Annotated in this window: 14 protein-coding genes; 8 read left to right on the forward strand and 6 right to left on the reverse strand. The window is 56.5% G+C overall.

The window, feature by feature from the left end; genetic code table 11:
• Positions 1-12 precede the first annotated feature (12 nt).
• The gene (rfaD, locus tag CKW35_RS05695) at positions 13-1,044 is read right to left on the reverse strand and encodes an ADP-glyceromanno-heptose 6-epimerase (protein WP_023048127.1); all 1,032 of its coding nucleotides are present in this window, start codon (positions 1,042-1,044) and stop codon (positions 13-15) included.
• A gap of 311 nt (positions 1,045-1,355) precedes the next feature.
• Between rfaD and CKW35_RS05700 the strand changes: the two genes are divergently transcribed.
• Complete coding sequence (locus tag CKW35_RS05700) at positions 1,356-1,805, forward strand: GNAT family N-acetyltransferase (RefSeq protein ID WP_095115390.1); 450 nt, start codon at positions 1,356-1,358, stop codon at positions 1,803-1,805.
• Between the two features lie 139 nt (positions 1,806-1,944).
• Here the strand turns inward: CKW35_RS05700 and aceE are convergent, their stop codons facing one another.
• Positions 1,945-4,614 carry a pyruvate dehydrogenase (acetyl-transferring), homodimeric type gene (aceE, locus tag CKW35_RS05705; RefSeq protein WP_095115392.1) on the reverse strand — a complete coding sequence of 890 codons (2,670 nt, stop codon included), beginning with the start codon at positions 4,612-4,614 and terminating at the stop codon, positions 1,945-1,947.
• Positions 4,615-4,740: 126 nt separating this feature from the next.
• On the opposite strand from aceE, the gene CKW35_RS05710 reads away from it, so the two are divergent.
• A complete protein-coding gene (locus CKW35_RS05710) occupies positions 4,741-5,193 on the forward strand; it encodes a MarR family winged helix-turn-helix transcriptional regulator (RefSeq protein ID WP_016486883.1) in 453 nt (150 codons plus the stop codon).
• On the opposite strand, the gene CKW35_RS05715 is transcribed toward CKW35_RS05710, so the two are convergent.
• Both CKW35_RS05715 and CKW35_RS05720 read right to left on the reverse strand, forming a co-directional pair.
• A complete protein-coding gene (locus CKW35_RS05715) occupies positions 5,190-6,260 on the reverse strand; it encodes a hypothetical protein (RefSeq protein WP_016486882.1) in 1,071 nt (356 codons plus the stop codon). The two genes, CKW35_RS05710 and CKW35_RS05715, sit on opposite strands and share 4 nt — an antisense overlap.
• A 248-nt stretch (positions 6,261-6,508) precedes the next feature.
• A complete protein-coding gene (locus CKW35_RS05720) occupies positions 6,509-6,811 on the reverse strand; it encodes a ribbon-helix-helix domain-containing protein (protein ID WP_016486881.1) in 303 nt (100 codons plus the stop codon).
• Positions 6,812-7,018: 207 nt separating this feature from the next.
• On the opposite strand from CKW35_RS05720, the gene CKW35_RS05725 reads away from it, so the two are divergent.
• From CKW35_RS05725 to CKW35_RS05745, 5 genes are all read left to right on the forward strand, one after another.
• Positions 7,019-7,411 (forward strand): VOC family protein, encoded by a 393-nt coding sequence (locus tag CKW35_RS05725; RefSeq protein WP_016486880.1) that lies wholly within the window; start codon positions 7,019-7,021, stop codon positions 7,409-7,411.
• 120 nt (positions 7,412-7,531) lie between these two features.
• Positions 7,532-8,092 carry a tat (twin-arginine translocation) pathway signal sequence gene (locus tag CKW35_RS05730; protein WP_095115394.1) on the forward strand — a complete coding sequence of 187 codons (561 nt, stop codon included), beginning with the start codon at positions 7,532-7,534 and terminating at the stop codon, positions 8,090-8,092.
• Between the two features lie 10 nt (positions 8,093-8,102).
• A complete protein-coding gene (locus CKW35_RS05735; RefSeq protein ID WP_060517748.1) occupies positions 8,103-9,671 on the forward strand; it encodes a GMC family oxidoreductase in 1,569 nt (522 codons plus the stop codon).
• On the forward strand, positions 9,668-10,462 hold the full coding sequence (gene gloB / locus CKW35_RS05740) for a hydroxyacylglutathione hydrolase (RefSeq protein ID WP_095115396.1): 795 nt from the start codon (positions 9,668-9,670) through the stop codon (positions 10,460-10,462). The genes CKW35_RS05735 and gloB overlap by 4 nt, the downstream gene beginning before the upstream one ends.
• A 21-nt stretch (positions 10,463-10,483) precedes the next feature.
• Complete coding sequence (locus tag CKW35_RS05745; RefSeq protein ID WP_080641040.1) at positions 10,484-10,774, forward strand: cytochrome c5 family protein; 291 nt, start codon at positions 10,484-10,486, stop codon at positions 10,772-10,774.
• An 81-nt stretch (positions 10,775-10,855) separates the two neighbouring features.
• On the opposite strand, the gene aroQ is transcribed toward CKW35_RS05745, so the two are convergent.
• Positions 10,856-11,332, reverse strand: coding sequence for a type II 3-dehydroquinate dehydratase (aroQ, locus tag CKW35_RS05750; protein ID WP_016486876.1), 477 nt, complete (start codon positions 11,330-11,332; stop codon positions 10,856-10,858).
• A gap of 15 nt (positions 11,333-11,347) precedes the next feature.
• Positions 11,348-12,703 (reverse strand): MFS transporter, encoded by a 1,356-nt coding sequence (locus CKW35_RS05755; RefSeq protein WP_016486875.1) that lies wholly within the window; start codon positions 12,701-12,703, stop codon positions 11,348-11,350.
• A 176-nt stretch (positions 12,704-12,879) separates the two neighbouring features.
• On the opposite strand from CKW35_RS05755, the gene CKW35_RS05760 reads away from it, so the two are divergent.
• Positions 12,880-13,500, forward strand: coding sequence for a LysR family substrate-binding domain-containing protein (locus CKW35_RS05760; protein ID WP_256583369.1), 621 nt, complete (start codon positions 12,880-12,882; stop codon positions 13,498-13,500).
• The last annotated feature ends 297 nt before the right edge of the window (positions 13,501-13,797 follow it).

Genomic DNA, 13,797 nt, shown 5'->3' on the forward strand with positions numbered 1-13,797 from the left:
TAAAAGGGCGCATCAAGTAGCCGTCGCCTGCCTGGCTAGGTCAAGTGCCGGGGCCTGAGTGCCTTGCAACCTGTCACAGTAAAGGCCCACACCTTGTTCGACGGTCAATGTCGCCGCCTCGTAGCCTGCAGCGCGCAAGCGTTCCAGATCGGCACAGGTGTAACACTGGTACTTGCCACGCAAATGCTCAGGGAATTCGCCGTATTCCAGAATGCCTTCCAGCAAGGCGATCTCCAAGGACAATGGGGGTTGATGCTGGTACCCGCGCAGCCGATTGATCACCGTCAGGGCGACGTCATTAAACGACTGGGCGCGCCCGCTACCGACATTGAAGATACCGCTCAACTGTGGGTGATCAAGGAAGAACATGTTGACCTTGACCACATCATCCACCGCAACGAAATCACGCAGATGGCCACCGCTGGGATAGTCCCCATAACTGCCGAACAGGCTGACTTTTCCATGGGACTGATACTGATTGAAGCAATGCAGGGCGACTGACGCCATCGCACCTTTGTGCTGTTCATGTGGGCCGTACACGTTGAAATAACGCAACCCGACGACCTGGCTGCGCGCTGTCATCAAATGCCGGCGTACCTGTTGATCGAACAGGTACTTGGAATAGCCATAGACGTTTAGCGGGCGCTCACACTCACGTTGTTCGCGAAAATCCTGCCCGGCGCCATAGACAGCTGCCGATGATGCATATAAAAGCGGGACCTGTTGCTGCTGAGCAGACGCCAGCAACTCACGGCTGAACCGGTAGTTGTTGTCCATCATGAAACGACCATCAGCCTCGACGGTGCTTGAACACGCGCCTTGGTGCAGCACAGCACGCACCTTGCCAAACTCACCGCGAGCAAAGCGATCGAGAAAATCGTCTTTGTCCAGGTAATCGGCAATTTCACTGTCGGCCAGGTTACGGAATTTGTCGCCATCGGTCAGGTCGTCGACGGCGATGATGTCGGTTTCGTTGCGCTGGTTGAGCGCTTGAACGAGATTGCTGCCGATGAATCCTGCAGCACCGGTTACGATGATGGTCATGCCAGATTCCCCGTGAGGGTGCGGAGCCCGCATTTTAACCAAGGCGACTTGAACCAACCTTAACCTGGATCAACGGAAGGACCGGTTTCGATGAATCAGGGATTTGTGCAGCTCAACATCTGGGCACTCACGGCGCAGTGACGAAATACGGATGTTCGGATAATGCATATTATGTTAAATCACTCATACCTCATTGATGCGTGTGCCTTATTGCTCCACTAACGGTGCAGCAAGCCTTTATCAGTAAGCGTCCGGGAAAGGCACATTGCGATGCGCTAAGCTGTAATCCATTTCAGGATTGAGGCCTCAGCATGGAATGCCACGTTCGTCCCGCTACGAGCAGAGATGCCGCAGCAATAAGCCGCGTAGTTATAGCCGCCCTGCGTGAGTCAAATTCAAAGGACTATCCACCTGACGTGATCGCTCAGGTTGAGCAGAGCTTTTCTCCTGAAGCCATCACCACGCAGCTTACGAAGCGTAGGGTCTTCGTTGCCTTATTGGGCGAAAACATTATTGGCACTGCTGGTCTCGACGGTGATGTCGTCAGAAGTGTTTTTGTTGACCCAGCTCACCAGAAAGGCGGTATCGGGCGGCACTTGATGGATGTAATTCATACAACCGCTGCCAGCGCCGGAATTGAAGCTGTACGTGTGCCATCGTCGATTACAGCTGAAAAGTTTTATACCGCGTTGGGTTATCAGAAAATCCGCGACGCGGTTCATGTGGCGGAGCGCACCATCATAATGGAGAAGCGGCTGTAGGATTAGCCCAGGCTATTTAACCGTTTCGGTTTTGCCTAGGAAATACGGGGCTTTGGGGCTTTCCACTCAATTCGCTATCACATCTTCGTTAAAAAACTAGACAAGGAGCTGATGCCAATCACCTCCTTGTCCGCTCGGGTCAGACGCTGATTGGATCTACCTTCTCACCATCAATCTGCATCTCAGCTAGCGCTTTAGCCACGACATCACGACCAAGCACACCGTCGTCGGCCAGGGCCTTCAATGCAGCCAACACGACGAACTGCCGATCAACTTCAAAATGTCGACGCAGCGCCTCGCGGGTATCTGATTGTCCGAAGCCATCGGTGCCCAGTGCGACGAAGCGGCGATTTCCGACCCAGGGGCGGATTTGGTCGGCGTGGATTTTCATATAGTCGGTGGAGACCACTACCGGCCCAGCGTGACCGTCCAGCAATTGGGTCAGGTAAGGAACTTTCGGATCTTCCATGGGGTGCAGAAGATTCCAACGCTCAACCTGCTGTGCCTCACGACGCACTTCGGTCAGGCTGGTGGCACTCCAGACTTCGCTGCTCACGCCATAATCACGCTCCAGGATCTGCGCAGCGGCGATGACCTCCGGCAAGAGAGCACCGCTGCCCATGAGCTGGACATGCAGATCCTTCTTGACCTCTCGCTCAAGTGGCAGTCGATACAGCCCTTTGAGAATCCCCTCCTCCACACCTTCCGGCATGTCGGGATGAGGGTAGTTCTCGTTGAGTACGGTGATGTAGTAATAGATGTCTTCCTGCTCGACATACATGCGGCGCATGCCGTCATGCACGATCACAGCCAGCTCGTAGGCGTATGTCGGGTCGTAGGAAATACAGCACGGCACAGTAGCCGACATCACATGGCTGTGGCCATCGTCGTGTTGAAGGCCCTCGCCCATCAGCGTGGTGCGCCCTGAAGTTGCACCAAGCAAGAAACCTCGTGCACGGGCATCGCCGGCCGCCCACAGCAAGTCGCCCACGCGCTGGAAGCCGAACATCGAGTAGAAGATATAGAACGGTAGGGTCATCACACCGTGGTTGGCGTACGAGGTACTAGCCGCTATCCAGGATGAAGTGGCACCGGATTCGTTCAAGCCCTCCTGCATGATCTGCCCGTCCGCACTCTCCTTGTAGTAGGACAACGTGCCGGCATCCTGAGGTATGTAGAGCTGACCGACATGAGAGTGGATACCAATCTGCCGGAACAGACTCTCCATACCGAAGGTGCGTGATTCGTCGGGCACGATGGGGACGACCAGCTTGCCGATGTTCGGATCTTTCAGCAGCGTGCTGAGGATCCGCACGAACGCCATGGTCGTTGAAATGGAACGGTCGCCGGTGCCTTTGAGCTGTCCTTCTAATGCGGACAGCGGCGGAATCTGCAACGACTCAACCTGTGCATAACGAGCCGGAACATAACCACCCAAACTTTCGCGGCGCCCTTTCAGATACCGCGCTTCCGCACTTGCTTCGTCGGGCCGCAAGTAGGGCAACTCGCCGAGCTGATCGTCACTCAACGCCAGGCCGAAGCGATCACTGAAGGCTTTCACTGCCTCTGCGCCCATCTTCTTGAGTTGGTGATTGATGTTCTGCCCTTCACCCGCTTCACCCATCCCGAAGCCTTTGACCGTTTTGGCCAGGATGACAGTGGGACGACCCTTTTGGCGGGTTGCTGCTGCGTAAGCGTTATAGACCTTGACTGGATCATGGCCACCACGTGCAAGCTTCCAGATCTGCTCGTCGCTGATGTCGCTGACCAGGTCCAGCAGCTCCGTGTACTTGCCGAAAAAGTGCTCACGCACATAAGCACCGTTCTGGGACTTGTAGGTCTGATACTCACCGTCGACGCACTCCATCATGCGCTGACGAAGCAGCCCGGTCTTGTCCTTGGCCAGCAAGGCGTCCCAGCCACTTCCCCAGATCACCTTGATGACGTTCCATCCAGCGGCGCGATAAAGGCTCTCAAACTCCTGGATCACCTTTCCGTTACCGCGAACAGGCCCATCCAGACGCTGCAGGTTGCAGTTGACCACGAAGATAATGTTGTCGAGCTTCTCCCGCCCGGCCAGGGAGATCGCCGCCAGCGATTCGGGTTGATCCATCTCGCCATCGCCCAGGAACGCCCAGACTTTACGGCCCTGATGTTCCTTCAGTCCACGGTTTTCAAGGTATCGCATAAAGCGCGCCTGATAGGCGGCCGTAATGGGCCCCAGGCCCATAGAGACCGTGGGGAACTGCCAGAACTCTGGCATCAGGCGCGGATGAGGGTAAGAAGAGACGCCGTCACGATCAGTTTCACGACGGAAGTTGTCCAGCTGTTCTTCGGTCAGGCGGCCCTCGGTGTAAGCACGGCCATAAATGCCGGGCGCCGAATGCCCCTGGATGTACACTATATCGCCCGCGAAGCGCTCGGTACGCCCTCGGAAGAAATGGTCAAAGCCAACGTCATAGAGTACCGCCGCCGAGGCATAGGTCGCGATGTGCCCACCCACGCCTGAATGCTTGCCTGCGCGGAGCACCATGGTGAGTGCGTTCCAGCGGATATAGGCATTGAGGCGCTTCTCAATGTCGAGATCTCCTGGATAGGGCAACTCGCGCTCCGGTGCAATGCTATTCACGTAAGGCGTGGTCACTCGACCATGGAAATCTCCGTGTACAGAAACGTCAAAGTCGAGAAGCTGGTCGATCAGGAAGTGCGCCCGGGGCCGCCCCTCCACTTCAACGACCGAAGCAATCGAGTCAATCCATTCGCGGGTCTCTTGTGGATCTTCATCGCGAAGCGGGTAGCTGTGCGCCATCGATAACTCTCCTTGTGTGGCTCGGCTGGTCGTTGTTCAACCAGCACCTTGTTGCATTTGCAATTGAATCTATCGTCAATCGAGCTATGATTGCAACTGCAATAACAACCTCGTTCTGGAGACGTCATGACCACCCCCACGCCAGACCTCTGGTACAACTTCATTCGTGCGCATCGCTGCCTCATCCGGGAAATCGAACGTCGCCTGGCTGAAGAGAACCTGCCGCCCTATGCCTGGTACGACGCGCTGTGGGGAATCGAAAGTGGGGAGGATGGTGCCCGTCGCATGCATGAACTGGCCGACGTGATGGCCATCGAGCGTTACAACCTTACCCGCCTGGTTGATCGCCTGGAAAAGGATGGACTGGTAGTGCGGAAAAAAGCGGCAGATGACGGCCGAGGTGCGATCGCTCGCATCACCGACAGCGGTCGCGATCTTCGCAAGCGGATGTGGACGGTTTACAAACAGTCCGTCGAGGAGCTTTTTCTGGCGGAGTTCAGTGATGAGCAACAGAGGTCGTTTGCGCTAGCCCTGGAAAGTGCGAGCCGTAACGCCCGCACTAACAGGCGTGCTAATTAGTCCAGTCGGTAACGCCTGACTGCCCCGCTTACCCAAGAACTGTCGGCTACGCCCCGGCGAACCAAGGCGCGCAGTGCGGTCAACACTACCCAATGACGATTGAGGCGTTGGCTAGGCTCCAGGCTATCCGCACCCAAAGCCGTGAACGGCGCAGTGACATGTGCAGCAAGTTGCGCAGCCACGAATTCATCGTACCCCGTCACCGCGATGACAGGCGTGTCTGCCGTGCCAAGACAGAGTTGAAGATGGCAGTTGGGCAGGTTCTCTTCTCTACGCAACCGTTGAAGACGAGCTCGCCTTTCTGCGTCCCGGGCAAGTTTGGTATAGCTCGGGCAACTCCATACCTCGGCTTTGATCCCCCACTCCGCTCGCAGCAGCTCGGCGGCTGCACATACCTCGCTAAGCATCGACCCAGCACCTAGCAGCCGAACAGATACTTCTTCGTCGACACCCTCAGACAAACGATACATTCCCAGGTAAGCCTGCGAGCGATCACATACCCGCCCTTCCCCTGGTTCGTCATGCAAAGTCATGTAGCAAAAACCAGGAGCTCCCTCCACATACAACGCTTGCAACGCCCCAATACAAATAGCTTTGACTTCATCTCCACACGCGGGGTCGAAAGGTATGCATCGGCGATTGGATGCCAACCACAAGGGTAACCAGGGATGCGCTCCTTTCGCCCAACGGGACTGCGAAGACTCGATGTCGTTGAGGATGATGCCTCGCTCAGCAACCTGGGCGGTTAGCATCGACATTTGGGCGGATGTCGGTGACTGAGTCATGTAAAACAGCGGGCGCTCGGCGGCACGTGACTGCTCGCTAAACCAAAGGGGCCAGGCGCTGATCGCCGTGGTGCTCAACTGCTCGCTTATCCGATCATTGATCAAACCAAACTGCCCGCGGGTGCTGGAGCCGGTCTCAAGTCGCTTGAGAATATCGACAGCAGTTCCCAGGGGTGAGCCCGGCGCCCCTTCCCTTTCTTTGTAGCCTCGTTCGATGTGGCGAATGCAGGCCTGTGCGGCCGATATGGTGTCAGGGGTACGCTGTAAGCGAAGGTTGTCCATCCATGAAACTCCTCATGCGGTGTGCAATAGGGATAATCCAAGCTAGTTGCAAATGCAACCAGAAAGGATGGATCCTATGAGCTAGGCCTGAATTGAGGAACCAAGAATGAGGGCGAAGAAAACGGCGCCCGAAGACGCCGTTGCGGATAGGTAGATCAGCCTACCGATTTCAATATCAGTTTATGTGCTGTGGCCATTCGGTTACCGGCGATGGAAACATGGCAGCACAGCTCCACAGGGCAACAGGCTTACCCCGCTGCGATTGAAAGTGGCACCACCCTATTGGTCACCTGCCTTTGGCTGAGGTAGCGGGTGCAGCTTACCCTCAGGAACGAGGCAAAATTCACCACTTCTCCGCGGTAGTCCATGACCTCCTCGTACAGCTTGGCGATGAGCTGATTGGTGCTGACACTGTCCGCTGCAGCAATCTCGGTCAGGATGTCCCAGAACTGGTTTTCCAGACGCAGGGTGGTGACCACGCCCCGGATGCGCAAGGAGCGCGAGCGCGATTCATAAAGGATCGGGTCTGCCTTCACATACAGCTCACACATGGTGCCTCCGCTGGCTTTACCTGGCTAAGTCACGTCGAGGGCATACGCCCACGCCTGAAGGTACCGCCCCAAAGCAGCATATGGGTAATACACCGCTATTACACATGTCCATTGTGCTTTTGGGGCGCACGTAATAGCCACTTATTACCCATCAATTTCTCATACTGCCATCCTGAGTGCATAACAACACCACAGGAAAGCCTGATCATGCCGAAATTCCTTCACACCATGATCCGTGTAGGTGACCTGGATGCCTCCATGCGTTTCTACGGACAAGCATTCGACCTGCAGGAATCCCACCGCCTTGAGTTCGACGACTTCTCGCTCGTCTACCTACGCGACCGGCAAAGCGGCGCCGAAATCGAACTGACCTGGAACAAGGGCCAAGACGGCTACACCCACGGCAGTGGGTATGGCCATGTCGCCTTCGCAGTAGAAGATCTCGATCACCATCACGCTCGCTTGAGCGAAATGGGGCTCTCTCCTGCCGCCATCAAGGAATTCAAGCGTGGTGAAGCGCTGCTCGCTCGCTTCTTCTTCATCCAGGACCCGGATGGCTACAAGATCGAGGTGTTGCAGCGCGCCGGCCACTATCAGTAACGCAGCCACACGCATCAGACGCCTGGGCGTCGTCTATCAATATTGCGCGGCAAACGCCAATCCCCAACAAAGCAGCACCCGTGATGTCAGGCTCCTAATAAAAACAACAAGGAGAACAGCATGCAGGATATACAAGCCAGCCGCCGTAGCTTTCTGAAAGGCAGCGGCGGAATTCTCTTGGGCACGTTGCTTTTCACCTCCGGCCCCATCGCCCTGCTCGCCCCCAGTACAACCTGGGCGCTTGAGATGAAAATGCTGAACAACGATCAAGCCGCACGACTGATGGTTATAGTGCGCCGGATCTACCCTCACGATCAGATGGAAGACGCTGTGTACGCCTTTGCGATCAAAGCCTTGGACGACCGCGCCGTGACAGACCCATCAATTCTTCCCCTGCTTGAACTAGGTCTGAACGAGCTGGACAAGTCAGCTGATGGCGCCTGGCTGAATCTGGATGAGCCGCGCCAATTGGCCGTGCTCGAGTCCATCCAGACCACCCCGTTTTTCACTTTGGTCAGGTCAGTCTCGGTCAATGCCCTGTACAGCAACGAACTCGCCTACCAGCACTTCGGCTACGAAGGTGCCTCTTTCCCCAAAGGCGGTTACCTGATGCGCGGCTTCAACGACTTGAAGTGGCTACCTGCCGCCCCTACCGAAGCCAGCCCATCCGCCTTTTCCTGAGGATGCGTACATGACCACATTCAATTTTGACGATGACTCGGTAGTGGTGATCATCGGCTCTGGTGCGGGTGGTGGAACACTGGCCAATGAACTGTGCCAGAAGGGTATTCCAGTCGTCCTGCTGGAGGCTGGCCAGCGCCAGTCCTCTGCCACTTTCATCAATGACGAATGGCCCTCGTTCGAGCAATTGTCCTGGGGCGATACCCGTACTACCTCGGGCTCTTGGCAGATCGCCAAGGACTTCCCGAACCTCCCCGCCTGGATCTGCAAAACGGTGGGTGGAACTACCACTCACTGGGCAGGTGCCAGCCTTCGATTCCAGGAGCATGAATTCCGAGCGCGGCAGACCTATGGCGACATCAAGGATGCGAACCTGCTCGACTGGCCATTGACGCTCGCTGAACTGGAGCCCTTCTATGCAAGGGCCGAAGACAAGATGGGCGTGACGCGCACCAACGACATTCCTGGGCTACCGGGGAACAACAATTTTCAGGTGATGTACAACGGTGCTCGCAAGCTTGGCTACAAAAAGTGCAGTACCGGCCACATGGCGATCAACAGCCGTGCCCGCGCAGGACGCGCTCAGTGCATGCAACTTGGCTTTTGCTTCCAGGGCTGCAAGATGGGGGCAAAGTGGTCAACGCTGTACACCGAGATCCCGGCAGCGGAGGCCACAGGCAAGCTCGAGCTCCGTACGCAGGCGCACGCAGTAAAGATCGAGCACGATGCAAAAGGGCGAGCCACCGGTGTGGTCTACGCAGATGCGCAAGGGCGTCTGCAACGCCAAAAAGCGCGACTTGTTGCGGTCGCAGGCAATGCCATTGAAACCCCTCGCCTACTGCTTAATTCGACCAGCACATTGTTCCCTCATGGTATTGGCAACGGCTCCGGGATGGTCGGTAAACACTACATGCGCCATACCACCGGATCTGTGTTCGCAGAGTTCAAGGACCCTGTGCATTTCTATCGCGGCACCATCATGGCCGGCCTGATCGGTGACGAGGTGCACTTCAATCCCGACAGGGGCTTTGTCGGAGGCTACGAAATGGAAACCATCTCGCTTGGCCCTTCCTTCATGGCTGCGTTCTTCAACCCCGGCGCCTGGGGACGCGACTTCACCCGCGTCATGGACAACTACACGCATCTGGCTGGCATGTGGCTGGTCGGTGAGGACATGCCCCGGGAATCCAATCGCATTACCCTGAGCGATAACGTCAAAGACCGCTTTGGCATTCCTGTGGCCAACGTGCACTACGACGACCACCCCAACGATATTGCAATGCGCGAGCACGCCTATCAGCAAGGTAGCGCGGTCTATGAGGCCGTCGGTGCACTGAAGACCCACCGCGTACCACCCTACCCCTCGACTCATAACATGGGCACTTGTCGTATGAGCCACAAGGAAGCCGATGGTGTTTGCAACAAATACGGGCAAAGCCATGAAGTTCCAAATCTGTTCATTTCAGATGGCAGTCAGTTCACCACCAGCGCAGCCGAGAACCCTACCCTGACGATCGTCAGCCTGGCGATTCGTCAGGCGGAGTACATTGCCGATGCTCTGAGGACGCATGCGGCATGACTACCATCGCCGACAACCGCCTGGAGATTTGCGCAATCACGGCGTTTACCGACAACTACATCTGGCTTCTGCTCGATCACTCAAACCAGGCCTGTGCGGTTGTAGATCCAGGTGATGCCGGGCCAGTTCAAGCCTGGTTGGCTGAGCATCCCGGCTGGGCGCTCACCGACGTGCTGATCACTCACCATCATAGCGACCATGTGGGCGGTGTCGAGAAACTGAAGTCTGCGTTCGATCTCCGCGTGCATGGCCCTGCAAACGAGCCGATCCCTGCCAGGGATCGGCCACTGAAGGACGGTGATTCAATCCAGGTACTGGGGCGAACCATTCGCGTGATCGGGGTGCCTGGCCATACTTGCGGGCACCTGGCCTACCACCTGGTTGATGAGGATGTGCTGTTTAGCGGGGACACGCTGTTCAGCGCCGGCTGTGGGCGCCTCTTCGAGGGTACGCCGCTGCAGATGCTGACGTCGCTCGCACGCCTTGCCGTGCTCCCAGAGCAGACGCGGGTGTACTGCGCACATGAGTACACCCTCTCCAACCTGCCCTTTGCTTTGGCTGTCGACCCAGGCAATCAGCAAATCGCCGAGCGCTTGGCTGAGGTCAGCGAAATCCGCAATCGCGGGCAGTGCACTTTGCCTACCTACATTAGCGTTGAACGCGCAATTAACCCGTTCCTCCGTGTGCGGGAAGCGAAGATCGTTGAGGTTGTCCAACGCCAAGCGGGCCTGGCCATCACAACCGCCGAAGAATGCTTTGCTGCCATGCGCAAGTGGAAAGACAATTTTTGAACAACAAGAAGAAGATCATCCATGAGAAAAACACTGCTGATTGCCGCTACAGCCTTCATGATTGCTTCTGCCCAGGCAGGCCAAGAGCCTGAGGCCGTATTCGCGAAAACCTGCGCCATGTGCCACAACGGTCAACTCCCCAACGCGCCTAAGAAAGGTGATGTCGCTGCATGGCAACCACGCCTGGCTCAAGGGCAAGACGTACTGCTCAAAAACGTAGTGAATGGATTGAGTGTCATGCCACCACGTGGACTCTGCAGTGACTGTAGCGACGAAGACCTCGCGGCTACGATAGGCTGGATGTCCCGCTGATGACCGAAAGGAGCTCTGATTTAACAACGGTTATTTCAAGAGCTCCTATGGATGTCTTGCGCTTCAGTCACACGCTTGATTTCAGCGCGAGGCCGAGGCAGCAAGGCTTGTTGGCCATCGTTCGGATAGCCGTGTACACACTGCTCTAAGCGCCAGCAGATATCCCTCCACCCCCAATCCTGCAATCACGCCATTAGCCACGGTGGACATGATCGAGTGTCGATGGAGCTCATCGCGGGCATGAATGTTCGAAATGTGGACTTCCACCAGTGGCGCCTTGATCAATTTCAGCGCATCGAGCACCGGGATTGAATTAAACGAAAGGCCAGCCGGATTGATGATCACTGCGGCGTTCTTGTCGAATGCCTCCTGGATCCAGTCAACCATCACCGCTTCGCTGTTCGTTTGACGAAACTCGCAAACCAGATCCAGCTCGTTTGCAAGCTGCTCACAGCTTTGCTGAACCTGCTGCAGGGTCGTTGTGCCGTAAATTTCCGGCTCGCGGCGACCCAACATGTTCAGGTTGGGGCCATTCAGGACAAAAACTGCGCGACTCATGGTATGGCTCCGCTTTCACTTGAGGTATTGAGGGGAGTTGCTGAAGGTTACGTTCTCTGCTGGTTCGGACTTGCTGAGATCGATTCCGCGGGTTTCTGGCCCTATCAGGATCATCGCAAGCGACACCAGGTTGATCGCAGCGCATATCGCGACGAGCAACCATGGCGAATTGCCGGTCTGACTCATCAGCCACACGGCGAGGATAGGCATCGGGCCGCCAATCAGCAGGTTGGCGCCGGTATAAGCCAGGGCCGAGCCGGTGTAGCGCACGTTGGTGGGGAATGCTTCGGCGAATGCAACGGGTTGGATCCCGCTCTGGAACTGGGTGAATCCAAGGAACAGTCCCATGGCGGCCATGATCATGGCGGGTTGCTGCGTGTTCAGCATTGGGAAGTACACCAGCAGAATCCCGAGGGTCATGCATGAGCCGAAGGCGAGCGCTTTCTTGCGTCCCCACCGGTCACTGAGGTACCCGCCAGCCAGCGCGCCAAAAATCGCGCAGACGTTAGCCACCATCAGGGACATGAACCCCATGGACTGCGGCATACCGAGTTGCTTGACCAGGTAGCTGAGTGTGAAAATCACGATCAGGTAAAACAGAGCAGCGGGTGAGCAGAAAAAGAACATCAGCCGCAAGATGGTACGAGAATGGATCCTCAGCACATCTTTCAAAGGGCTTCCAACGTGGGGTGTTTCGTCCTGCTTCAAAGCGACAAAGGCTGGTGTCTCGCTGACCTTGAGCCGAATGAAGATCGCCACCACCACGAGCACGAAGCTCAAGAGGAAGGGAATCCGCCAACCGAAAGACTCAAATTGTTCTGCGCTCAGGAATCCCGCCAGCCCTAACAACGCGCCGTTTGCCAAGATTTGGCTCATTGGTGAACAAAGGCCCAGAAACCCAGAATAACGTCCACGTCGGTCTGGCCGTGCATGCTCCAACGCCATCAGCTGGGCGCCCGTGGACTCCCCACCCAAAGCAAAACCCTGAAGGATTCGCAAAATCACCAACATGATGGGCGCCCAGATGCCCACCTGTGCGTAGGTCGGCAGCAGCCCCATCAACACCGAAGCCAAGCCCATCAGCGTCACTGTCGCGAGCATGAGGTTGCGGCGCCCGAGTTTGTCACCGAGGTAACCACATGTGATCGCCCCTAATGGCCGCGCTGCCAGACCTACGCCGAAGGTCGCCAAGGAAGCGAGCAGCCCTGAAGTCGGCTCCATTGCGGGAAAGAACAGTTTCGGTAGCACGGTCGCGGAAACAGCACCGTACAGGGTGAAATCGAACCACTCCAACGCTGTACCAATGGTGGCGGCTGTCACCGCCTTTTTTGACATCTGACTGTCTGCAACAGAGGGCTCTGTAGTTTTCATGAGGGTCTCAGTCGTTATTGTTATGGGATACGCCCGATCTGGGTGTGGGCTGGTACTGAGTCGACTTTAGAAGCTTTTGCCTGCAAAATAATTATCGAATTCTACCCCACGCCAAGGATGCGCTCTATTCCAGTGACCTGGCGGTAGCCGCTGCTCGGCGGGCTAGGCGGGGGGAAATTGGAGAGATCACGATCGGTTACCACTCGGCGTTGCTCGAAGCTAACCTCCCTCAACTGATGCGGCATTACTTCGGCGCCTATCCCGAGGTTAAGGTAACGTTGCTGGATGCGCGGATTCAGGCCCAATTCGATTTATTGCTTGAAGGGAAAATCGATATCGGCTTTGCCCGTATCTTCAAAGACCATTTGCCCGACCGACTACGCACCCACTGTTTCAGCCTCTCCAGGTTAGTCCTTCTAACCCCGGACAACCATGCGCTGGCGCGGGATTTCAACGGCGATCTGGCATCCCTTCGGCAAGAGAAGTTCATCTTTCTGGAAGACCCGGCGGGGATCGGCCTCACCTCGCACATCTTGCAATTATGCCGGCAGTACCAGCTGCATCCCGCCAACATCATGTACGTACCGTCGCTGATGAGTATTCCCGGCCTGATAGCCGCCGGCATCGGGATTAGCATCCTCCCGGAAACCCTTACGCAGCTGAGCATGCCGGGCATCCGTACGCTTCAGCTGAAACAGCCAGACATGCAGAGCGAATTGTCGCTCATTACGCGCGTGGACGAGCGCTCGCGAGCTGTCATGCACTTTTTAGAAGAGGCGGGAAATTGGCTGAAATGACAGCGGCTGCAGCCAGTGAGCCGAATCGCTATCCCTACATGTGATAGACCTTGCCCACCTAGCAGCGTAATGCTGTTCACTTAAGATCGCCGGGGCCGCTCTGCGGCCCTTTCGCGGCACAAGGCCGCTCCTACAGTATCCGCGTGAGCCCCGTGAATATTGGCTTACGCGGTCGTGGTAGGAGCGGCCTTGTGCCGCGATGGGCTGCGCAGCAGCCCTAAGTGAACAGCATTACGCCTAGCAGCGGGCTTTCTTTTGTCCGCGATTTCTCATCGACTTGCACCAAACTGTCCGCTC

Source organism: Pseudomonas sp. Irchel 3F3 (genome assembly GCF_900187545.1).
Lineage (GTDB): Bacteria > Pseudomonadota > Gammaproteobacteria > Pseudomonadales > Pseudomonadaceae > Aquipseudomonas > Aquipseudomonas fortuita.